The sequence below is a fragment of the bacterium genome, from assembly GCA_023150945.1.
In the GTDB taxonomy this organism is placed as follows: domain Bacteria; phylum Zhuqueibacterota; class Zhuqueibacteria; order Zhuqueibacterales; family Zhuqueibacteraceae; genus Coneutiohabitans.
In genome coordinates, this window is the sequence record JAKLJX010000017.1 from 1 (window position 1) to 20,293 (window position 20,293).

The 20,293-nt window shown below is 58.9% G+C and carries 21 protein-coding genes; 20 read left to right on the plus strand and 1 reads right to left on the minus strand.

Going from position 1 to position 20,293, the window contains the following annotated elements; all coding sequences use genetic code 11:
* The 18 genes from L6R21_19870 to L6R21_19955 all read left to right on the plus strand — a co-directional run.
* On the plus strand, nucleotides 1–1,217 hold a 1,217-nt coding region (locus tag L6R21_19870), incomplete at its 5' end, for a DNRLRE domain-containing protein (GenBank protein MCK6561459.1).
* Nucleotides 1,218–1,356: 139 nt separating this feature from the next.
* Entirely contained in the window at nucleotides 1,357–1,644 is a 288-nt protein-coding gene (locus tag L6R21_19875; GenBank protein MCK6561460.1) for a hypothetical protein, read from the plus strand.
* A 660-nt stretch (nucleotides 1,645–2,304) separates the two neighbouring features.
* On the plus strand, nucleotides 2,305–2,997 hold the full coding sequence (locus L6R21_19880; protein MCK6561461.1) for a hypothetical protein: 693 nt from the start codon (nucleotides 2,305–2,307) through the stop codon (nucleotides 2,995–2,997).
* Nucleotides 2,994–4,562 carry a hypothetical protein gene (locus L6R21_19885; protein ID MCK6561462.1) on the plus strand — a complete coding sequence of 523 codons (1,569 nt, stop codon included), beginning with the start codon at nucleotides 2,994–2,996 and terminating at the stop codon, nucleotides 4,560–4,562. Before L6R21_19880 ends, L6R21_19885 begins: the two co-directional genes overlap by 4 nt.
* 492 nt (nucleotides 4,563–5,054) lie before the next feature.
* On the plus strand, nucleotides 5,055–5,579 hold the full coding sequence (locus L6R21_19890) for an ester cyclase (protein MCK6561463.1): 525 nt from the start codon (nucleotides 5,055–5,057) through the stop codon (nucleotides 5,577–5,579).
* 320 nt (nucleotides 5,580–5,899) lie between these two features.
* Nucleotides 5,900–6,124: a hypothetical protein gene (locus tag L6R21_19895; protein MCK6561464.1), complete on the plus strand. Its 225-nt coding sequence runs from the start codon at nucleotides 5,900–5,902 to the stop codon at nucleotides 6,122–6,124.
* Between the two features lie 291 nt (nucleotides 6,125–6,415).
* Complete coding sequence (gene sppA / locus L6R21_19900) at nucleotides 6,416–7,234, plus strand: signal peptide peptidase SppA (GenBank protein MCK6561465.1); 819 nt, start codon at nucleotides 6,416–6,418, stop codon at nucleotides 7,232–7,234.
* A 66-nt stretch (nucleotides 7,235–7,300) separates the two neighbouring features.
* A complete protein-coding gene (locus L6R21_19905) occupies nucleotides 7,301–8,239 on the plus strand; it encodes a DUF1460 domain-containing protein (protein MCK6561466.1) in 939 nt (312 codons plus the stop codon).
* A complete protein-coding gene (locus L6R21_19910) occupies nucleotides 8,223–9,860 on the plus strand; it encodes a M1 family metallopeptidase (GenBank protein MCK6561467.1) in 1,638 nt (545 codons plus the stop codon). The genes L6R21_19905 and L6R21_19910 overlap by 17 nt, the downstream gene beginning before the upstream one ends.
* 88 nt (nucleotides 9,861–9,948) lie before the next feature.
* On the plus strand, nucleotides 9,949–10,734 hold the full coding sequence (locus tag L6R21_19915) for a methylated-DNA--[protein]-cysteine S-methyltransferase (GenBank protein MCK6561468.1): 786 nt from the start codon (nucleotides 9,949–9,951) through the stop codon (nucleotides 10,732–10,734).
* Between the two features lie 230 nt (nucleotides 10,735–10,964).
* Nucleotides 10,965–12,266, plus strand: a complete 1,302-nt coding sequence (locus L6R21_19920; GenBank protein MCK6561469.1) for a hypothetical protein — start codon at nucleotides 10,965–10,967, stop codon at nucleotides 12,264–12,266.
* Between the two features lie 18 nt (nucleotides 12,267–12,284).
* On the plus strand, nucleotides 12,285–13,004 hold the full coding sequence (locus L6R21_19925; protein MCK6561470.1) for a ComF family protein: 720 nt from the start codon (nucleotides 12,285–12,287) through the stop codon (nucleotides 13,002–13,004).
* Between the two features lie 132 nt (nucleotides 13,005–13,136).
* Complete coding sequence (gene rpmE / locus L6R21_19930; GenBank protein MCK6561471.1) at nucleotides 13,137–13,361, plus strand: 50S ribosomal protein L31; 225 nt, start codon at nucleotides 13,137–13,139, stop codon at nucleotides 13,359–13,361.
* A 186-nt stretch (nucleotides 13,362–13,547) separates the two neighbouring features.
* Nucleotides 13,548–14,513 (plus strand): DUF1385 domain-containing protein, encoded by a 966-nt coding sequence (locus L6R21_19935; GenBank protein ID MCK6561472.1) that lies wholly within the window; start codon nucleotides 13,548–13,550, stop codon nucleotides 14,511–14,513.
* Nucleotides 14,514–14,584: 71 nt separating this feature from the next.
* Nucleotides 14,585–15,652 (plus strand): peptide chain release factor 1, encoded by a 1,068-nt coding sequence (gene prfA / locus L6R21_19940; protein MCK6561473.1) that lies wholly within the window; start codon nucleotides 14,585–14,587, stop codon nucleotides 15,650–15,652.
* Nucleotides 15,653–15,775: 123 nt separating this feature from the next.
* Nucleotides 15,776–16,642, plus strand: a complete 867-nt coding sequence (gene prmC, locus L6R21_19945) for a peptide chain release factor N(5)-glutamine methyltransferase (protein MCK6561474.1) — start codon at nucleotides 15,776–15,778, stop codon at nucleotides 16,640–16,642.
* Nucleotides 16,642–18,048 carry a phosphomannomutase/phosphoglucomutase gene (locus L6R21_19950; protein ID MCK6561475.1) on the plus strand — a complete coding sequence of 469 codons (1,407 nt, stop codon included), beginning with the start codon at nucleotides 16,642–16,644 and terminating at the stop codon, nucleotides 18,046–18,048. The genes prmC and L6R21_19950 overlap by 1 nt, the downstream gene beginning before the upstream one ends.
* A gap of 16 nt (nucleotides 18,049–18,064) precedes the next feature.
* A complete protein-coding gene (locus tag L6R21_19955; GenBank protein ID MCK6561476.1) occupies nucleotides 18,065–18,358 on the plus strand; it encodes a BrnT family toxin in 294 nt (97 codons plus the stop codon).
* Here the strand turns inward: L6R21_19955 and L6R21_19960 are convergent.
* Complete coding sequence (locus tag L6R21_19960; protein MCK6561477.1) at nucleotides 18,285–18,536, minus strand: hypothetical protein; 252 nt, start codon at nucleotides 18,534–18,536, stop codon at nucleotides 18,285–18,287. The genes L6R21_19955 and L6R21_19960 overlap by 74 nt on opposite strands.
* A 47-nt stretch (nucleotides 18,537–18,583) precedes the next feature.
* Between L6R21_19960 and L6R21_19965 the strand changes: the two genes are divergently transcribed.
* Both L6R21_19965 and glmM read left to right on the plus strand, forming a co-directional pair.
* On the plus strand, nucleotides 18,584–18,784 hold the full coding sequence (locus L6R21_19965) for a DUF2283 domain-containing protein (protein ID MCK6561478.1): 201 nt from the start codon (nucleotides 18,584–18,586) through the stop codon (nucleotides 18,782–18,784).
* A gap of 67 nt (nucleotides 18,785–18,851) precedes the next feature.
* A complete protein-coding gene (gene glmM, locus L6R21_19970; protein ID MCK6561479.1) occupies nucleotides 18,852–20,201 on the plus strand; it encodes a phosphoglucosamine mutase in 1,350 nt (449 codons plus the stop codon).
* Nucleotides 20,202–20,293 lie beyond the last annotated feature (92 nt).

Genomic DNA, 20,293 nt, shown 5'->3' on the forward strand with positions numbered 1-20,293 from the left:
TGGCGCCGCGCGCGAAGATCGGCCCGGGCAACAACCCCATCACCGTTGATGCCAACGGCCAGTTTGAAAGCACGCTCTTATTTCAGCAGGGCGAGTATCCCACCTGGAAAAGCTGGGACTTGACGAACTTAACGCAGAAGTGGGTGAAAACGCCATCGAGCAATAACGGCGTGATATTGTGGGCTACAAACGAGGATGTAAATGCCTATGATCTGCGCTTTTACTCTTCGGAGCACGAAACCAAGCAACCCCAGTTGATGATCATCTGGTCGAACCAGCCCAAGACGGTGTATTTTCTGAAAGATCACCTCGGCTCGATTCGCGCCACAGTGCTGGACAGTGCCGGCGCGCCGGTGGTGGCTTATGATGATTACGATCCGTGGGGGTACTTATTGGCAGGCCGCACCAAGAAGCGAACGTGGAGTGACAGCCAGGCAGTAGCCAAGAACAAGTTTACGGGCAAAGAATGGGATGATGAGTTTGGGGTGAATTGGAATTACTTCGGGGCGAGGTATTATGATGCGGAGATCGGGCGATTTTTCGCGAGGGATCGTTTCGCTGACAAATATCCTTCACTGACCCCATATCACTATGCAGGAAACAACCCTCTCAAATTTATCGATATAAATGGAGACAGCCTCATTCTTTCCGGCTCTCAGGAAAATATGAATGCGTTCGTCGAGACTGCTAATAAAGCATTAGGAGGGTTTTTCACAGTATCAGTTAATGAAAATGGCTTGGCAACGATTACAGCAACAGGCCAAGATGGCACATTAACATCTCAGCAACAAGGGTTTTATGATGCGCTGATGAGTGCAGCAAGTCATGATGTCGGTGTTGTTAATATTGGCCTTGTCAGTAGCTCTGAACAAGTCATAGTAGGATCATACTCCCTCAGTCAAATAGACATGGCCGATGTTTCTAAATTTGGCAATGGCCCATTTGCTACTGCGGCGGGAAAGCTAGCGCATGAGGTTCGAGAACAAGCGGCAAAACAACTGACGGGAATTAGTGACTTTGATACACATCATTCTCTTGCAATTCAATCGGAGAATGCGGTTAATGCAACCACAAGAGGCGCCGAGCGAGCTGATCTCAAACTAGATGGACCTGGCATCCTAAGCGGAAGCATATTCATTGATTATACAAAAGCTTCCATGACGAGAACGGTGAAGTACATTTTGGTCAGAAACAATATTACGAAGGTTGAGCAATGAATAATTTCCGCCTTGCTTCGAAGTATAGCCACAGTCGTCTTCTTTATATCGCGATTTTGCCGCTTTTTTTTCACTCTCATGCATCGAGGTGCAAAAGAATTCATTAAGAAGCAAAGATACAAAGAACACTTCAACACATATGGCAAAGGTTGAAACAGTATTTCAACAACATTTTGCGCTTCTTGACTCAGTGCTGACTGGTCAATATCGAGGTAAGAAATATCCTTTAGAAAAACTGCAAGCGACAATCGATTTTTTGGAATCTTTGACCGGTATCCCATCCAAGGCAGATGGAACTGATATTGGAAGAATTGAAGTAGAGCAAGAAGATGTTACCAATTGGAAGAATTGGTATATCGATAACAAGCAGAAGCTATTTTGGAATATAAAAGAGAAAAGAATTATGATTTCCAAATCTGAAAATTGACAAATAAGGCCTTTGCCTGCCAATCCATTCGCCGGCAATTCGCGAGATCTGAACTGATCAGAATACTAAAATATATGACGCCGCAGTGCTTTGATGGCGGGTAAGAAATCAGGTTCAGCAAAGAAGTGCGGGCTGATGAGATTCAATTTTTGTGGAGTGAGTATTTCCACCAAAGCCACGATTATGTGATCAATGCATCTTAGCGCGACTGGGTCTGCTTGATCTCGCGCGAAGATCGGCCCGGGCAACAACCCCATCACCGTTGATGCCAACGGCCAGTTTGAAAGCACGGTTCTGTTTCAGCAGGGCGAACATCCCACCTGGAAAAGCTGGGACTTGACGAACTTAACGCAGAAGTGGGTGAAAACGCCGTCCAGCAAGAGCCGTCCGGCTGGGGATCAAAAAGAAGATCGAGAGCAATCGCGACATTCAGGGATTGGTGAAAACGTTGTGCCCAGCCGATGGCTGCTTTGTTCGCAGACCGTGCGCGCCACTCTGCGCACGAGGTCGAAGCACGGCTGCAGTCACGGGGTGGCCGGATCGGCCGGAAAAGCAAAAGTCAAATAATGCAGTTGAAATTTAGCGGCGTGGCAGTTATCTTGCAGCCGCAATTCGTCAAGCCGGGGTTCAAAGTCATCTCATTATGGTGCAGGGACGACCATGAAACGAAAAATGTTTGCGGGCTTGGTTCACTTGTTCTGCGCCGCACTGGTTGCGGTTTGGCCGGCCGCCGGCCGGGCGCAGGTCGAGCAGGTGATCGTCAATCTCAAAACCGTCGATGCCGCGGTGATCCGCGATCCGGCGGACATCCGATTCTTCGCAGATCAGTATTTCATCGATGAAAAAATCGACAGTCTCGAGGTGATCGACATTCGCGGCGACGGCTTCAATGAAACCGACGTCATGCAGATCTATCCCTCCAAGCGGCTGATCAACCTCAGCCAGTCCGACACTGCGCTGGCGGTCATGCAAAGCTGGAAGCGCGCCGGCGCCATCGACATTGTCGGGCAGCGCAACCCGAAGACCAAGCAAATCGAGGCGCACTCGAACTACCTCACCGCCTCCGCGATGTATGCCAGTTTGGTACGGTTGGTCCAAAGCACTTACCAGGGCCAACGGCTGCGGCTGTATTTTGATCTCGACGACGTTGCCGGAACCGCAGCCTTGAAAGTGTGGGGCTTTCGCGATCCCAAAGAGATGGAAAAAGAGCCGAAAGACTGGAAGCAGTTTGCGCACGATCTGGTGTTCTACACGCGCACCGACACCATCTATGTCGACAAACCGGTTTATGACGTCATTTACATCGAGCAATCGGTGACCGACACGGTGTACGTGAATCGGGGGGGAGAATGAAGACGAACATGAGTCTGCCGGCCTGCCGCCGATGGCCGCCGGGATTTTTTGCCGCCGTGGTTGCGCTGACATTGCTCTCCACGGCAGCCCTGCCGCAAACCGGCGGCCGCAAGCTCAGCGCCATTCGCGTTCCGCCGGGCGTGACGCCGCTGACCGCTGCGCATGCGGATTCGCTCGCGCGCCAGTTGTTCGTGCCCTGGCCGCAAGCTCAGGAGGCGGAAAAGCTCATCACCACCGCCCAGCTTGCGTTCACCCAAGCCGATTCGGTCTGGGCGATCCTGCAGCGCGCAGCCGACCATCCGCCGCGCGTGACGCCGGAGGATTCGCTCGCGGCGGCGAGGGCGACACTCGAAGGCGGCCAAAAACTGCAGAGAGGCGTGCCGCTCATTCAGCAGTATTTGCAGACGCAGCAGGAGGCCGTGCGGCAGCAGGCGATCGCCCATCTGCAGGCGGCGGAAGCAGCGTTCGTGCAGGCGCTGCAGCTCAACCCGTTTGCCACGCAGGCGCGCACCTGGCTGGCAGCGGTTTACCGGCTGTTGGGCGACCGCTTCAAGGATCGTGAGGATTATGGCCGCGCGATCAACATCTGGGAAACACTCGTGCGTCTCGAGCCCGGTGAGTATTCGCATTACTTCAATCTGGCGCAGGACTATTTCGCCGTGCAGGCGTGGCAAAAATCCCTGGAGAATTTCGAGGCGTGCGAGCAGCGGCTGCTGGCCTCTGCGGCGGTGCAGGACAGCCGCATCGCCGATCCCACGCAGCCGGCGGCCGCCGCGGTTGATTCGAACGTCCTGTTCAACTCGGTGCTTTATCAATCGCTGAGCGCGATCCGGCTGGTGAATGAAGAGAAAACTTACACTGCCTTGCGCCGTGCCTTGCCATTGGCAACCACGCCGGCGCAACGCCGCCTCGTTGAGAATTATCTCGAGTGGATGGATTGGGATGACGGCAACATCACGGCGACGGTGCTGCGCGACAGTGCTTTGGCACACGCCGGCCGCGGTGAGTTTTCGGCGGCGGCAAAAACCTTTGCCGAGCTGCTGCCCAAGCTGCGCACGCCGGCCGCGCGCAATGAAATCGGCTGGCGGCTGGCGCTCATCGAGTTCGCCAATCTGGATCATAAGGAAGAAGCGGCCGAGCGCCTGCTCAACATCGTCACCAGCATTGCCACCGATGCCCAGGGCGCGCCGCCGGATTCGCTCAGCCGGCTCTACTTCTACAACTACGGTACCATGTGCCTGAGCCTGGGCAATGAAAAGATCGAGGTCGATCGCAAGCTCGCTTACACCTACTATTTGCAGGCTTCCTCCTTCGACTGGTCGGGCCGCGGCAAGAGCTACTTCGCGCTGGCCACGCTGGCCGAGGCGGACCCCCGCCAGGCGGTGAGTCATGCCGAGAAGGCTTATGCGCTCGCGCACCAACTCGATGCCGAGGAAGTAATCAATTTGCACAAATTGCTGATTCGCGGCTATCGCCGGCTGCAGCAATTCGACAAAGCCAAGCAGCATTTCGAGGAACTGCAGCGCCTGCTTGCCGCCAACACGGGGTCCACTCCCGGGATGTGAGGTGCGCTGTCTCTTGCAGTTGAAACGAAGTCTTCCCGCCTTGCCGCCCGCGGCAGCAAATGCCCGCGGCAGTGAATCGTATTCTGTCCGTGACGGAATTTTGCCGCTGCGGGCGGGAAACTGGCATGTGCCTGTCACACATTTGATATTCGGATTCGCACCGATTTGACTCTCCCCCTGGCCGGGTTGCCTTCTCCGCCGGCAATCCGATTTGATCCCTGATTCGTATTCTCCTGTTGAATTCCAGAAGCTGGCTTTCTCGGTGCCGTGCCGCAAGGACGATCGGCACGCAGAGCGCCGGCTAGCTGCAAACGGCAAGGCTGTGGCCGTTTTGTCAGCAGGTTCTTCAGGGGTGACTTTGCTCTTTGCTGTCTTGCTCCGCCGGGTCTTAGTGCCGGTAATGAATTTTGACAAACCGTCCTGCCGCGGCAGCACAGAACGACCGCCAGGGCAGGCTGGCGGTGCTCCATTCCATTTCACAGGAGGTTTCAAATGTCTTCCAACCGCGTCCTTTCATCGCTGGTTGTGATTCTGCTCGCGCTTGGCGTCCGGACGGCAGAGGTTGCCGCGCAAAGCGCAGAAGAGGCGAACACTGCAGCCATCAAACGCTTCTATGAGGAGGTGATGGGCAAAGGCAACATGAAAGTCATCGACGAGCTGGTCGCGGACAATTTTGTCGAGCACTATGCCCCCGACCCCAAAATGCCGGCAAACAAGGCGGGCCTGAAGCAAATGATGGGCATGTTTCGCACCGCCTTCCCGGATCTGCAGGTGACGGTCGAGGACATCATCGCCAAGGGTGACAAGGTGTGGGCGTACACGACCATGCGCGGCACGCACCAGGGCGAGTTCATGGGCCTGGCTGCGACCGGCAAAAAGATCGAAGTCAAGAGCGTCGATATCGTGCGCTTTGTCAACGGCAAGGCGGTCGAGCATTGGGGCTTGAATGACGACTACACGATGATGATGCAGCTCGGCATGCTGCCGGCGCCGGGGCAGGAAGAAAAGAAGCAGTGAGGCTCTGAGCAGAGGCAGCCCTGCCCGGCTGCGCCTACCGGGCAGGGCTGACGAAAAGAAGCGTTTGGCGTTTCAAACTCTGAGTCGAATTCTGAAAGATTCTTGCGCACAAAGCAACCAGGTGAACCGCGGAGACGCGGAGAGCGCAGAGTTACAGGATCAAAGAAGCCTTTCTCGACTTTCTCAGTACCTCTGTGGTTCCGGTGATGACTTTGTGACTTCCTGTTGTCTGAGATTGGTTGAATGCAGTGCTGCCCGCAGAGCTTCGGATTCCAGTTTGCTTGAAATTTCGTGCAGCATTTCATCGAGACGGAGCAGGCATGAGCAGGCAGACGATCGCAAACCGCTTCGCGTTTCTCCTCCTGCACGAAATCGCTGTCCCAACAATTGCAAAACGGCAGCTACCTGCTCTGCGAAAACGGCAGCCACATGTGCAGGGGGAAGATCAGCAAACCGGCATGCGCGGCCTGATCAAGTTCCTCAACGCCGTGGAGGGCGGGGGACGAAAGTGGCTCTTTGATCCGACGGCGATACCATCGCTGTGAAGCAAAGCCGGCGCCGAAATCCCAACCCTGCCAGCCGGCGTTGCCTGCCTGCTGACACCGCCGGGAGATTGCGCATGAATACGCGATCTCCCGGTGGGCCTTCCGCCTGTCCTGACATTGCTTTTTCCTTTCGCGGTTGCGCGCCTGCCTCCGCGGCATTCGCACACTTGTTTTTTAGAACGGGTTTGTTTAGCTTGTCGGCCAAATTAGGCCGGTTGATGCCGTGCGAAAATCCCGGCCGGACTGAGGTCGCCGGTGGATGAGAATGATTGATTTCAGGAAATTGTGAGCATGAAGATACGTTTGCGCCGGCAAAAGCGGCCGCGCCTGGCCGTGCTGCACCTGAATGGCGTGATGAGTGAAGAGGGCGATGATCCGCTGCCGCGCCGCGTGAATCTGGCGCTGGCAGAGGCCCGGCATTTTCGTGCACGCGGCCTGCTGGTGCGCATCAACTCGCCCGGCGGCACCGTGGGCGCAACGCAGGAAATTTATGAAGCGCTGCTGCGCTTCCACGACGAAACCAAAGTGCCGGTGGTCGCCTCGCTCGGCGAAGTTGCGGCCTCGGGCGGTATCTATGTGGCGATGGCTGCCGAGCGCGTGATCGCCAATGCCGGCACCATCACCGGTTCGATCGGCGTCATCATCCAATCGCGTAATCTCAGCCAGCTTCTCGGCAAGGTGGGCGTCGAGATGGAAGTGGTGAAGTCCGGAACGTTCAAAGACACGTTGACGTATTTTCGCGGCATCACCGCGGCAGAGCGCAACATGCTGCAGGAGCTGATCAACGACAGCCATGAGCAGTTTGTCGAAACCGTCGCGCGCGGCCGCAAGCTGGCGCCGGAGAAAGTGCGGGAATTCGCGGACGGCCGCGTGATGACCGGCCGCCAGGCGCTGCACCACGGCCTGGTGGATGAGCTGGGCAGCTTCGAGGCCGCCGTCGAAGCCATCAAGGGCCTGGCCAACCTCACCATGAAGCCGCACTTGGTGGAAGTGGGGCGGATGCGCAAGCCGTGGTATGAACGCCTGACCCGCCGTTTTTTGAGCCAGCTTGATTGGGAGGGCGCAAGCCCCCGCCTGCGGGGGATTCCGCTCTACTTGATGCCGCGCTGAGTGCCGGCCCCGGTCTGCAAGCCAAGCCAATCGCCTTTATGAACAAGCCAACGCAAGGAGACGACTTTGTTCCGACGATTGACCGTGATGTTGAGCAGTGTCTTGTTGGTGGTGTCAGCCGGCGCCCAGCCGGTGGCCAACGGCCGCACCGCCGCACCGGACGAGGTGCCGCTCGCGCCCAAGGCGCTGTTTGCGATGTCGCATGTCGAAATCGATACTCTGATTCGGCAGGTGGTGGCGCGCGAGCCCGCGCTGACGCGGCGCCTGGCGTTATTCTCGGAGCGGGCCAAAGGCACGCCTTATGCGCTTTTTTGCCTGGGCGAAGGACCCGAGGCCAAGTATGATCGCGATCCGCTGATTGATTTCACCCGCGCGGATTGCGTGACCTTCACCGAGCAAGTGCTGGCCATGGCCAGCTCGACGAGTTACGAAGAAATGTTTCACACGCTGCAGCGCATTCGCTATCGCGACGGCGAGATCGATTTGCGCCGCCGCAATCATTTCACCCATGCCGATTGGGTTCCGAACAACGCCTGGCTGCTGCACGACGTCACCGCTGTCGTGGGCGGCAAGCACTGCCGTGAGATGACCAAGACCATCGATCGGCGCAAACTGCTGCGCTTTCTCGGCGTGCCCGACAGCGAGCTGGTCGAGATTCCCCCGCCCGAAACCATGACGATCAAGTACATTCCCGAGCAACACCTGCTCGCGATTCAGGACAGCCTGCGCACGGGCGACATGTTCAGCATCATACAAAGATCACCGGGCATTTTTTCCGCCCACATGGGTTTCATCATCCGCAAAGACAACGGCGAGCTGGTGGCCCGGCACGCCTCCTCGCGGCCGCGCAACCGGCAGGTGGTCGATGAGTCTTTTGCCGCGATGGTGCAGCAACTCAAGGCGAATCGCAAACGCGTTGGCATGGCTTTTCTGCGCGTCAATTCCGGATTCCAGTTTGTCAATCCGCCGGCACCAGCGGTTCAGAAAGATGCCGGCCAGCCCTGAGTCCATGTGCTGCCGGGCGGCAGCGCTTCTCAGTCTCGCCTTCTTCGCGGCGGCGCTGCCGGCCACAGATGGTTACCCGCGCCAGCCGGCCTTCGATGTTTGGCACTATCGCCTGCGCCTGGAACTGGCCGAGGCAAACAATCACATTCAAGGCGAGGCCACGCTCGCCGTGATCGTGCGCGATGCCGGTGACTCGACCTTGCATTTGAATTTGAAAGGCATGACCGTCACGCAAGTGACCAGCGGCCGCCGGAGGCTGGCATTTACTCCGGATCCTGATGGCCTGCTCGTGACGCTGCCGCCGGGCCGCAAGAACGGCGACACGCTGGCGGTTGTGATTGCCTATCACGGCGTGCCGCAGGAGGGCCTGGTCATGGCGGAGAACAAATTCGGCCGCCGTACCGTCTTCGCCGACAACTGGCCGGATTACAGCCGCTACTGGTTTCCCGGCGTCGATCATCCTTCGGACAAGGCCTCTGTCGAGTTTCACCTCACCGCGCCGGCACATTACACGGTGGTGGCGAACGGCCGGCTGGTAGCGGTCAGCGCTGCCGCGCCCGGCATGAAGTCCTGGCATTGGCAAGAAACCGCGCCAATTCCCACCTATTGCATGGTGTTCGGCGCGGCGGATTTTCAGGTGTCGCACCTGACCACCACGGCCGGCGTGCCGCTCGCAATCTATGCTTATCGTGAAGAGGCGGCGGTTGCCGGCGCCGCGCTCGGCCGGACGGCGGCGATGGTGGAATTCTTCACGCGCCGGCTCGGGCCCTTTCCTTACGAGAAGCTGGCTCTGGTGCAAGCCAACACGCGCTATGGCGGCATGGAAAACGCCGGCGCCATTTTCTTCGCGGAAGACGGCTTCGGTGAAGGACGCAATTTGGAACGCACCGCCGCGCACGAGATTGCCCATCAATGGTTCGGCGATGCGGTCACCCCCGGAGATTGGCATCACCTTTGGCTGAGCGAGGGGTTTGCCACCTACGGCGTGGCCTTGTTCTATGAACATGTCGCAGGTCCGGCGGGATACCGTGCCGTGCTGCAAGACGAGCGTGCCGGCTATCTGCAGTCGGCGCTGCGCCACGCCGCGCCGATACTCGATACCACCATCACGGATTATCGGCGGCTGCTCAATCCGAACAACTACGCCAAAGCGGCGTGGGTGCTGCACATGCTGCGGTGTCTGGTGGGAGAAGAATGTTTCTGGCAGGGATTGCGCAGCTTTTATGCGCAATTCCGGAACGGCACGGCAGTGTCAGCGGATTTTCAGGCGGTGATGGAGAAAGTTGCCGGAACAGATCTGGGATGGTTTTTCGCGCAGTGGCTGCGGCAGCCCGGCCACCCCGAGTTGCAGGTGAATTGGCAGTGGCATCCGGCTGCCGGGAAAGTCGAGGTGCAGATCAGGCAGACGCAAGCCGGCGCTGCCTTTCGCTTGCCGCTGCAGATAGCTCTGCCTGCGGGCGGCCGGGAAGCCAGGCATGAACTGTGGGTTGATGCAAAAGCGGTGACGGTTGCTTTGCCTTCCGCCTCGGCGCCGGAGCGGCTGGTCATCGACCCGGAAGAGAAAATTCTGATGCGGGTGCAGGTGTCGGAAACCGGAGCCAGGCGGGCCGGCAAACCGTGAGTTGGTGGAGCCGGCGCGCGTCACGCTGCTGCTGCAATGCTGGCGCGGTTTCCAGTGCAGTGAACCTCCACAATGCCCGGGAGGTGTTATGCAGCTCATCGGCCATATCACTGAAGACATGGTCATGGCGCTGTACCTCGGCAATCTCACCGCCGAGGAGGAGCAGCGCCTGCGCCAGCACGTTTCGGAGTGTGCCAACTGCGGGCGCGAATTCGCGCTGTATCACGAAGTGCTGGCAGGGCTGGAGACTTTGGTGAATGAGATGGGGGGCCGGCAGCGCGCGCCCCTGCTGCGCGCCGCCATCAAGCAAAAAATGCGGCAGCGGCAGATCTATTATGATCTCGTGCATCATCCGCTGGCGGGTCCGATGTGGATCGCGAGCACGGCGGCGGGCGTGTGCCTGGCGGCGTTCTCTGAAGCCACGCCCTTCGAGATTGAAGAATCCTTGAAGGCGCGGCAGCCCGAAGCCTGGATCACGCGCGACAAAAGTGCCACCGCCGCCATTGTCACCGAGTTGCGTGATTATTTCCAGCGCCGCTTGACGAGTTTCACCACCCCGATCGACTGGCGGTTTGTGCCGGGCGGTTTCACCGGCCAGGTGCTGAAACTGGTGAGCAAAATTCCTTACGGCCATGTTTTCACCTATGGCGACGTGGCAGCGCGCTTGGGCAATCCCAAGGCCGTGCGTGCCGTGGGCCAGGCCCTGGGCGCGAATCCGATCCCGCTCTTCATTCCCTGCCATCGCGTGGTGGCGAGCGGCGGCAAGCTCGGCGGTTTTTCCGCCGGCACCACGATCAAACGCCGGCTGCTCGAGCTGGAGGGCGTGCGCTGGCCCACGCTCACCAGGCAGATGGATCTTTTTTTCGCCAACTAGTTTTTGAAACGAAATCGTTGCCTTGGAGACAAGAAATTTCTCCAACAGATTGCAACCACCCAGCGGAGGAGAAATATCCGCGTTGGGAGGAGCGGTGCACGAGGTGATTCTTGGCGGGCACAGCGGCAGCCGGGCAGCAGCTTGTCGCCGAGTTTTGCCTTGTAAGTTCAGGTCTCATTCGTTATTTTGCCGCGACGTTTTCAATTCGAATTCCTACACAGGAGACAAGTATGCAATCGCAACGTTGGTGGATCGTCCTGGTGCTGTTGTCGGCCGCGAGCGTGTTGGCGCCGCGCAACGGCATGGCGCAGACTTCGTTGTATGAGAATGTGCTGCAGGATCAAGGCGTGGTGACGGGCGGCGTTGGCGTTTCGGTGATCGATGGGAAATCATACTTCACCATGAACATGCGGCCGGATCTGGCATTCGGCAAATGGGGGATCGGGCTGGATATTCCCCTGCGCTTCGATGTTGACACCGGCAATCTGCGCGATGAAGATTGGGATCAGGCTTATGACGTTTTGCGCCTCTTCCGCTACGTGCGCTACAGCCGCAAGCGCAATCCCGATCCGGTTTATGCGCGCATCGGCAGCCTGGATGCCGCCCGCCTGGGGCACGGCTTCATCATGAACTACTACAACAACTCGCTGATCATCGACCAGCGCAAAGTCGGCATGGAATTCGACTATGATTTCGGCATCGGCGGCTTCGAGACCATGACCAACAACTTCGGCCGCGGCGAGATTTTTGGCGGCCGCATCTACTACCGGCCGTTGCAGCTCGCCACCAACGCCCCCATTCTCCGCAACTTCGCCATTGGCGCAACTTATGTCACGGATATTGATCCGGATGAATATCGCGGCACCGACAACGGCATCACCGAATTTGGTTTCGACGCGGAGCTGCCCATCATTCAGACTTCGCTGGTACGCTACGCCCTGTATGGCGAGGTCGCCAAGATCGTGGATTACGGTTCCGGACAGGCGCTCGGCATGGAGCTGAATCTTGGCGGGCTGGCCGGCCTGGTCGATGTCGGTGCGCAATTGGAGCGCCGCTTCATCGATCCCAAATTCCTGCCGGCCTATTTCGGCCCGATCTATGAACTCGAGCGCCGCACCAAGGAAGATTCGCTGAAAGCGCAACGCAAAAATCTGCGTGGCACCTACGGCCTGCTCTATGGCCACGTGTTGAACACGTTGCGGCTGCTCGGCAGCTTCGAACGCCTGGACGGCGTGCCGCGCAGCGGCCGCCTGCATCTGGAGGCGACGATCCCCGAGGCCGTGCCCAACATCGCGGCGCGCGGCATGTATGACGACACCCGCATCGACAAACTCTCCGATGTGTTCAGCATGGATGAAAACTCGGCGGCGCGCATCGGCATCGGTTACAAGCTCAATCAGTTTTTGATCCTCTACATGGATTACGCCTGGACTTTCAAGTACGATCAGACCGCGCAGAAATACAAAGTGCAGCGCCGCTTCGAGCCGCAACTGGCGTTTGCCTACACCTTTCCGCTTGGCGGCGGCCGCTGACTGCGGCCAGGGGGAAGCGTGCTTGGGGTAATTCAAAACCTGTGGCGGAACCTGCTTGATCTCGTCTATCCGCCGAGTTGTGTGATCTGTGCCGAACTCGAGGTGTGCGCCGAGAATCCGTTCTGCTGCCGGCGGTGTTGGCACCGGGTCGAACAAGCCGTGATTCCGGCCGGCCGGCATTGGCAAGGCGAAACGAACGAGAACGCCGGCATTCAAGGGGATTACGCCGCCTGGTTCTATCGCGATGAGATGACCGCGCTGATTCCCAGTATGAAGTATCATGACCGGCCGGCGCTCGCGGGCCGCTTGGGCCAGCTAGCCGCGGTGCGGCTGCGTACCGCGCTGCTGACGCTTCTCCCCTCGCCGGCAGAAATGGCAAAGACGGCATTGGTTCCCGTGCCCTTGCATCCCCGCCGCCGGCGGGAGAGAGGTTTCAACCAGAGCCTGTTGATCGCGCAGGCGTTGGGCAAAAGTTGGGGATTGCGCGTCCTGCCTGCGGCGTTGCGGCGCATCCGCTTCACCAGCAGCCAAGTCGGGCTAAGCGCTGAACAGCGCAGCCGCAATCTGGCGGGTGCTTTCAAACTGGGCACGCCTTTGCCGCCAACATTGCGCAGCGTTCTTGTGGTTGATGATGTGATCACCACTGGCGCAACGGTGAATGGATGTGCTGCTGTCCTGCGATTAGCGGGGATCGAACAGGTGTTTGCGATTGCCCTGGCACGTGCTTCGTTGGAGTGACGAGCCGCCTGCCATGTCTTGAATCTTCAGCGTGTTGCCGTCAGGCCAGGAGGGCCGAGAATGCGCTTGCATTTGCGGCGATGCGGTTGTATATTGCGCCCCTGAAAACAAAAGCTAGGTTTGGAGATCAAAATGAAAGAAAACATCCATCCCAATTACCGGTTGGGCACGGTCACCTGCGCATGCGGCAATACCTTTCGGGTGCGCAGCACCGTTGGCGAGCAACGCATTGAAATCTGCTCGCAATGCCATCCCTTCTTCACCGGCAAACAGAAGCTGATTGACTCTGCCGGCCGCGTCGAAAAATTCATGAAGAAGTATCAGGGCACATCGAAAGGTGCGGCAGCACAGGCTTAGCAAACCTTTTTGGAACCGAACGGAATGCATCCTCGCACGCGCGTGACCGGGCATGTATTCCGTTTTTTGTTTGTGGCAAGGCGGCCGGTGGTGGCGGCATAACCGCGCGGCGCGATTCTGCGGCGAACACGGGCAAGGCCTGACGCAACCACTCAAATTTCAAAATTGAACGATACGCACGACGCCATGGCAGACAATCAACTCATGGTCGGGGGACAGGCGGTCATCGAGGGCGTGATGATGCGCACGCCGGACATGGTGACCGTCGCGTGCCGCCGCGCTGACGGCGCGATCACCGTTTGGAAAAGGCCCTATCGCTCGCTGCTGGCGCGCTACAATATCCTCGCCTGGCCGATCTTTCGCGGCGCCGTGGTGTTGCTCGAAGCGCTGGTGCTCGGCATGCAGGCATTGACCTACTCCGGCGATCTTGCCGAGATGGATGCGCGGACGTCCCGCAACGGTAAAGGCTCGCCGCCGGGTCAACCCAAGTCCGCCTCGCAAAAGATCAAGATGGGGCTGACGCTGGCTTTGACATTGGCCCTCGGGCTGGCGGTTTTCTTCTATGTGCCTCTGGTGCTCACCGATCTCACCGGTGCGCGTTCCGGCTTCTGGTTCAACCTCATCGACGGCCTCATTCGCATGGCTTTCTTTTTGGGCTATGTCGTCCTGATCTCGCGCCTCAAGGAAATCCAGCGGGTGTTCGAATATCACGGCGCCGAGCACAAGAGCATTTTCAACCATGAAGCGAACACCGAGCTGACTCCGGCCAATGCCGCGCGCTTCTCGCGCTTTCATCCACGCTGCGGCACCAGCTTTCTGTTGATCGTGATGATCGTGAGCATTTTCGTGTTCATGCTGCTCGGCCGGCCCGACACCGTGGCCGAGCGGCTGGTGCGGCTGCTGTTCATTCCTGTGATCGGCGGCGTTTCCTACGAGTTGATTCGCCTGTCAGCCGCGGGCTATCGCCATCCTTTCTGGCGCGCTTTAATTGCGCCCGGACTGTGGCTGCAGCGCCTGACCACGCGCGAACCGGATGCCGCCCAATTGGAAGTCGCTCTCGTCGCGCTGCAAGCCGCGTTGGGCAGAAATGTCGAGGCCATGCCGCAGGTCGTGGTTGACGGCGGCGAAGCGCTGGTGGCCAAGCCGGCCTAGCGGGAAGACGCCGCAGGCGCGATAATCCTGGCCGCGATACCTGGTGAAGAAGGAAGACTGAAAGAGAAGCAATGCTGGCCCGACTCGATAAATTGGAAAACCGCTTCGCCGAGTTGAATGAGCTGCTGAGCCGCGCCGAGGTGGTCGCCAATCCCAAGCGCTTGCGGGAAGTGGCGAAGGAGCGTATGGAACTCGAAGCCGTGGTGCAGAAATATCACGCCTACAAGGCGCTGCAACGCAGCATTGCCGACAGCCGCCGGCTGCTGGAAGAAAGCGACGATCGCGAGCTGCAGGAACTGGCCGCGGCAGATTTGCAGGAGTTGGAAGCCCAGTTGCCGGCACTCGAGGAGGAATTGAAGCTGCTGCTCGTGCCGCGCGATCCGGCCGATGCCCGCAATGCCCTCATGGAAATCCGCGCCGGCACCGGCGGCGACGAGGCCGGTCTGTTTGCCGGTGATCTTTATCGCATGTACACCCGTTTTGCCGAGCGCCAGGGCTGGCAGGTCGAAGTGCTCTCGAGCAATGCCCAGGGCGTCGGTGGTTTCAAGGAGATCATTTTTCAGATTAACGGCAAAGACGCTTACGGCAAGCTGAAATATGAAGGCGGGGTGCATCGCGTGCAGCGCGTGCCCGTCACCGAGCAGAGTGGGCGCATTCATACTTCCGCCGCCAGCGTGGCCGTCCTGCCGGAAGCGGAGGACGTCGACATCGACATCAATCCGAATGATTTGCGCATCGATGTCTTCCGCTCCTCCGGGCCGGGCGGGCAAAGCGTGAATACCACCGACTCGGCGGTGCGCGTCACGCACGTTCCCACCGGGCTGGTGGTACAATGCCAGGACGAAAAATCACAGCTCAAGAACAAGACCAAGGCGCTGCGGGTGCTGCGCTCGCGCCTCCTGGAAATCAAACAAAACGAAGAACGGGCCAAGATCGACAGCGCCCGGAAACAAATGGTGGGCAGCGGCGACCGCAGCGACAAGATTCGCACGTACAATTTCCCGCAGAATCGCGTCACCGATCACCGCATCGGTTTGACCGTCTACCGCCTCGAGGAGGTGCTCGACGGCAATCTGCATGAATTCATCGAACAGCTCGCGCTCGCCGAGCGTTCGGAAAAGCTCAAACAAGAAGTGTGAGTGCGGGTGTTGTTCGCAAACACGAACAAGACAGCCGAGGCGGCGGCGGCGCGAACACCTGCCGGGACCCGCGACCGGCGCGACGCGGCTGCGAGTGCGCCTCGGAATTCCCTGCAGATTGAATTGCCCCTCCCCCAACTCATTCGTCACCTCTCCGCGGTGTTCCAGCACGAGGGGCTGCCCGCGCCACAGTCCGAAGCGGAATGGCTGTTGGCAGGCCTGCTCAAACTCAAACGCTCCGATCTTTACCGCGATCACGACCGGCGCCTTACGGCGGCGCAGCAGCAGACGGCTCTGGAGTATGTGCACCGCCGGCTGCAGCGCGAACCGCTGCAATACATTCTGGGGGTGAGCGAATTCTACGGCATGGAATTCGAAGTCAATCCCGCGGTTCTGATTCCCCGGCCCGAGACTGAGCTGCTGGTGGAAAAAGTCATCGCACTCGCACGGCAGCAGCCCGGCGCGCGCTTGATCGATCTTGGCACCGGATCAGGCTGCATTGCCATCACTTTGGCGAAGCATCTGCCGCAGGCGCGGCTGGTTGCCGTGGATTCTTCTGCGGCCGCGCTGGCGACGGCGAAAACCAATGCGCAACGCCATCAGGTGGCGGAACGCGTTGCATTTCGTCTGGCGGACATGTGTGCGGACCGCGCGTTTGCGTCCGCCGAACAGTTTGATTTTGTCGTTTCCAATCCTCCCTACGTTCTCTGGCAGGAGCGTGAGGAGTTGCAGCCGGAAATTCGGGAGCATGAACCGGCGGCGGCGTTGTTCGTGGAGGAGGCATTGGAGTTTTATCGCTGTATTGTGGCTTTTTGTCAATCCCACCTCAAAGCCGGCGGCTGGGTGGCCTGTGAGATGGCGAGCCAACGCCATGCGCAAATTGAAAAACTCTTCAGAGCGAGCAGCTTCGCGAAGCCGGAGATACTCACGGATTATGCCGGGAGGCCCCGTCACTTGATCGCGCAAGCACAGAATGGAGGTTCACGGTGATCAGCAGCACGATTTTTCGCGAATACGATATTCGCGGCATTGCAGAAACAGATCTCATCGATGAAAACGTGACACTCATCGGCAAAGCCTTTGCCACCTGGATGCTGGCGCAGGGGCGGAAGCGGCTGGTGGTCGGCCGCGATTTGCGTTTGTCTTCCGACCGGTTGCGCGATGCCCTGGTGCCCGCGATGTTGGGCTGCGGCGTCGACCTCATCGATATCGGCGTCGTGCCCACGCCCACGCAGTACTTCGGCATCATTCATTTTCAGGCCGAGGGCGGCGTCATGATCACCGGCAGTCACAATCCCCGCGAGTACAACGGCTTCAAAATGTCCAAAGGCGTGCACGCGGAGGACGGTCACGTCAGCGTCGGCGCGGTGTATGGCCAGGACATTCAACAGCTCTATCAGATCATCCGCTCAAACAAGTTCGCCTCGGGCCAAGGCAAGCTCGAGAGCGTCGACATCACGCCGGAATACCTCGCCGCCATCAGGCAGCGCGTCCGCATTCACAAGAAACTCAAGATCGTGGTGGATCCAGGCAACGGTTGCGGCGCCTTGTTCGCGCCGGATTTTTGGGAAGAGATGGGCTGCGAAGTCGTGCGGCTCTATTGCGAGCCGGACGGCAATTTCCCGAATCATCTGCCCGATCCCACAGTCATGAAATACATCAAGGATCTGCGTGAAAAAGTCCTCGCCGAAAAAGCCGATCTGGGCATCGGCTATGACGGCGATGCCGATCGCATGGGCATTGTCGACAATCTCGGCCGGCCGATTTTTGCCGACAAGCTGCTCGCCCTGTTCGCGCGCGACACGCTCACCCGCTATCCCGGCGCGACCATCGTGTTCGACGTGAAGTGCAGCCAGGCGCTGCCGGAAATGATCGCAAAAGCCGGCGGCAAGCCGTTGATGTGGAAAACCGGCCACTCGCTGCTGAAAGCCAAGATGAAAGAAGTACATTCGCCGCTGGCCGGTGAGATGAGCGGCCATATCTTCTTCGGCGACGGCTATTTTGGCTTCGACGACGCCATCTTTGGCAGTGGCCGCCTGATGCAGATTCTCACGCGCGACGGCCGCACCATGGCGGAGCTGCACGATGAGGTGCCGGCGTTCGTCTCCACGCCCGAGATTCGCATCGACGCCACTGATGAAGACAAGTTCAACATCGTCGCCGACCTGGTGGCGCATTTCAAGAAGAGCCATTCCGTCATCGACATCGACGGCGCGCGCGTGCTGTTCGGCGACGGCTGGGGCCTGGTGCGCGCCTCGAACACCCAGCCGGTGCTGGTCATTCGCTTCGAAGCCCGGACGCAAGAACGCCTGGCTGAGATTGCCGACATTTTCAAGAAGAAACTGCGGGAATATCCGGCGGTGAAATTCTCAGAGGAGGATTTTCAACTGGGTTGATCAGGAGCCTGCCAAGCTGCAATTCGAATGGGATTCTGGCAAAGCCGCACGGAATCTTCGCCAACACAAAGTCTCCTTTCCAGAGGCGGCAACCGTATTGCGAGATCCAGTGAGCCTGACATTTCCTGATCCGGACCACTCTGACACTGAAGCTCGTTTCATTATCATTGGGACTTCTGCGCGCCATCGTTTGTTGATGGTCGCACCTACTGAGCGGCGTGATGGCATTCGCAACATCAGTGCCCGCCGCTTGAAGCCAACGGAAAGAAAAGCCCATGAAAAGGAAATCGAGAGCCGCTTTGGAAGATGACCTGCGTTCGCAGTGCGATGATTTGCAGCAACTCCTGTGTGCTGCGAAGCAGGAAAAATATGTCGAGCGTCATCGCCGAGGCACCAATCTGGTTCTTTTGGAGCCGGATATTGCCCGGTTTTTCTCGAGCGACAACGACGTCAACCAGGCCTGCGCCTGGTGTTGAAGATGAATGCAATTCCTCTCCGCAAGCGGCGGCGGGCGTCAAAACAGCAAAGCTGATACTTGAAAGTCCGCATTGACAAAGAAGACGACGCTCTTTACTTCGAGTCGGTGGAAGTGGAGATTGTCGAGTCGGAAGAAGCCTCTCCCGGCGTCATCATGGATTGTGACGCGCAAGGTCAATTGGTTGGAATCGAGATTCTGGAATTGAGCAAGCGCTCCACGCCTGACAAGCGGCGGCGCAGGCAGTTTGAAACGACGTGAGGGCATTGAACCAACTGGGGCTGAAGAACAGAACGAATACATGTCGGTTGCAAGCAAAGGAGCTCCCGTGTCTCAACTCATGATCAGCATCTCCGGCGTACGCGGGGTAATCGGTGAAGGATTGACCCCTGAAATCGTCATTTCTTTTGCACAAGCATTCGGCACCTACTGCAATGCGGGCCGCGTCGTTGTCGGCCGCGATTCCCGCGTCTCCGGGCCGATGCTGCACGGACTCGTCACCGCCAGTCTGCTCGCCACCGGCTGCGAAGTGGTTGACCTCGGCATTGCGCCGACGCCCACCACGCAACTGGCCACGGAAAAGCAACACAGCGCGGGCGGCATCATTCTCACCGCCAGCCACAACCCGGTGATGTGGAATGGCCTCAAGCTGCTCGCGCACGACGGCCTGTTTCTCGATGACGTGGAGGGCGCGAAAGTCAATGCGCTGCGCGCCAGCGCGGCCTTTGCGCGCAAAACCTGGGATCAGCTCGGCCGCCTGACGAGCTACAGCAATGCCGTCGCGGATCATTTGCAGGCCGTGCTCAGTTTGCCGGAGGTCAATGTCGAGCAAATTCGCCGGCGCCGTTTCAAAGTCGTGGCGGATTGCGTGAACGGCGCGGGTGGCGTCATCCTGCCGCAACTGCTCGAGCAGCTCGGCTGTGAGGCGGTGTACCTCAATCTCGAACCGCACGGCCGTTTCCCGCGCAATCCCGAGCCCATGCCGGAAAACCTGGCGCAGCTCGGCCGTGCGGTGGTGGCGCATCATGCCGATCTGGGTTTGGCGGTGGATCCCGATGCTGATCGGCTGGCACTGGTTTCGGAAAAAGGCGCGCCGCTGGGCGAGGAATACACCCTGGCGCTGGTGGTGGATTTCATCCTGCGCCGCAAGCGCGGTAAAGTGGTGGCCAATGTTTCCACCTCGCGCGTGCTGGATGATCTGGCGGCGAAGTACGGCTGCGAGATTGAACGAACCAAAGTGGGCGAGATCAACGTTGCCAAGCGCATGCGCGAAGTTGCGGCGGTGATCGGCGGCGAAGGCAACGGCGGCGTGATTTTGCCGGAGGTGCATCTCGGCCGCGACGCGATGGTGGGTGTTGCGCTGTTGCTGCAGCATCTCACCGACGCCGGCATGCCGCTCAGCGAGCTGAATCGCACGCTGCCACAATACACCATGTGCCGCAAGAAGCTCGAATTGCCGGACAAGCAGAAGGCGGCCGGCGTGCTGCAGCGCCTCGAAGAAGTCTATGGCCATGAGCAAATCGACCGTCTCGACGGGATCAAGATCTTGCGCGACCGCTCCTGGGTGCAGGTGCGCGCCTCGAACACCGAGCCGATCTTGCGCGTGATGTCGGAGGCGCAGACACCGGAAGCCGCCGAACAATTGTGTGATGAGATATTGAAAGTCCTGGCGAATTGATCTGCAACCTCCGGCACACGAAAAAGAGCAGTGGCCCGCGGACGCGGCAGGGCATGCAAGCGCCCGCGCAATTCTCAAAATCCTCTCACTCG

Coding starts and splice junctions, on each gene's coding strand:
- L6R21_19935 (MCK6561472.1), top strand. CDS start 13,548: ATGGCAGACAATCAACTCATGGTCGGGGGACAGGCGGTCATCGAGGGC.
- L6R21_19875 (MCK6561460.1), top strand. CDS start 1,357: ATGGCAAAGGTTGAAACAGTATTTCAACAACATTTTGCGCTTCTTGAC.
- L6R21_19880 (MCK6561461.1), top strand. CDS start 2,305: ATGAAACGAAAAATGTTTGCGGGCTTGGTTCACTTGTTCTGCGCCGCA.
- prfA (MCK6561473.1), top strand. CDS start 14,585: ATGCTGGCCCGACTCGATAAATTGGAAAACCGCTTCGCCGAGTTGAAT.
- L6R21_19915 (MCK6561468.1), top strand. CDS start 9,949: ATGCAGCTCATCGGCCATATCACTGAAGACATGGTCATGGCGCTGTAC.
- rpmE (MCK6561471.1), top strand. CDS start 13,137: ATGAAAGAAAACATCCATCCCAATTACCGGTTGGGCACGGTCACCTGC.
- L6R21_19885 (MCK6561462.1), top strand. CDS start 2,994: ATGAAGACGAACATGAGTCTGCCGGCCTGCCGCCGATGGCCGCCGGGA.
- L6R21_19890 (MCK6561463.1), top strand. CDS start 5,055: ATGTCTTCCAACCGCGTCCTTTCATCGCTGGTTGTGATTCTGCTCGCG.
- sppA (MCK6561465.1), top strand. CDS start 6,416: ATGAAGATACGTTTGCGCCGGCAAAAGCGGCCGCGCCTGGCCGTGCTG.
- L6R21_19920 (MCK6561469.1), top strand. CDS start 10,965: ATGCAATCGCAACGTTGGTGGATCGTCCTGGTGCTGTTGTCGGCCGCG.
- L6R21_19910 (MCK6561467.1), top strand. CDS start 8,223: ATGCCGGCCAGCCCTGAGTCCATGTGCTGCCGGGCGGCAGCGCTTCTC.
- L6R21_19895 (MCK6561464.1), top strand. CDS start 5,900: ATGAGCAGGCAGACGATCGCAAACCGCTTCGCGTTTCTCCTCCTGCAC.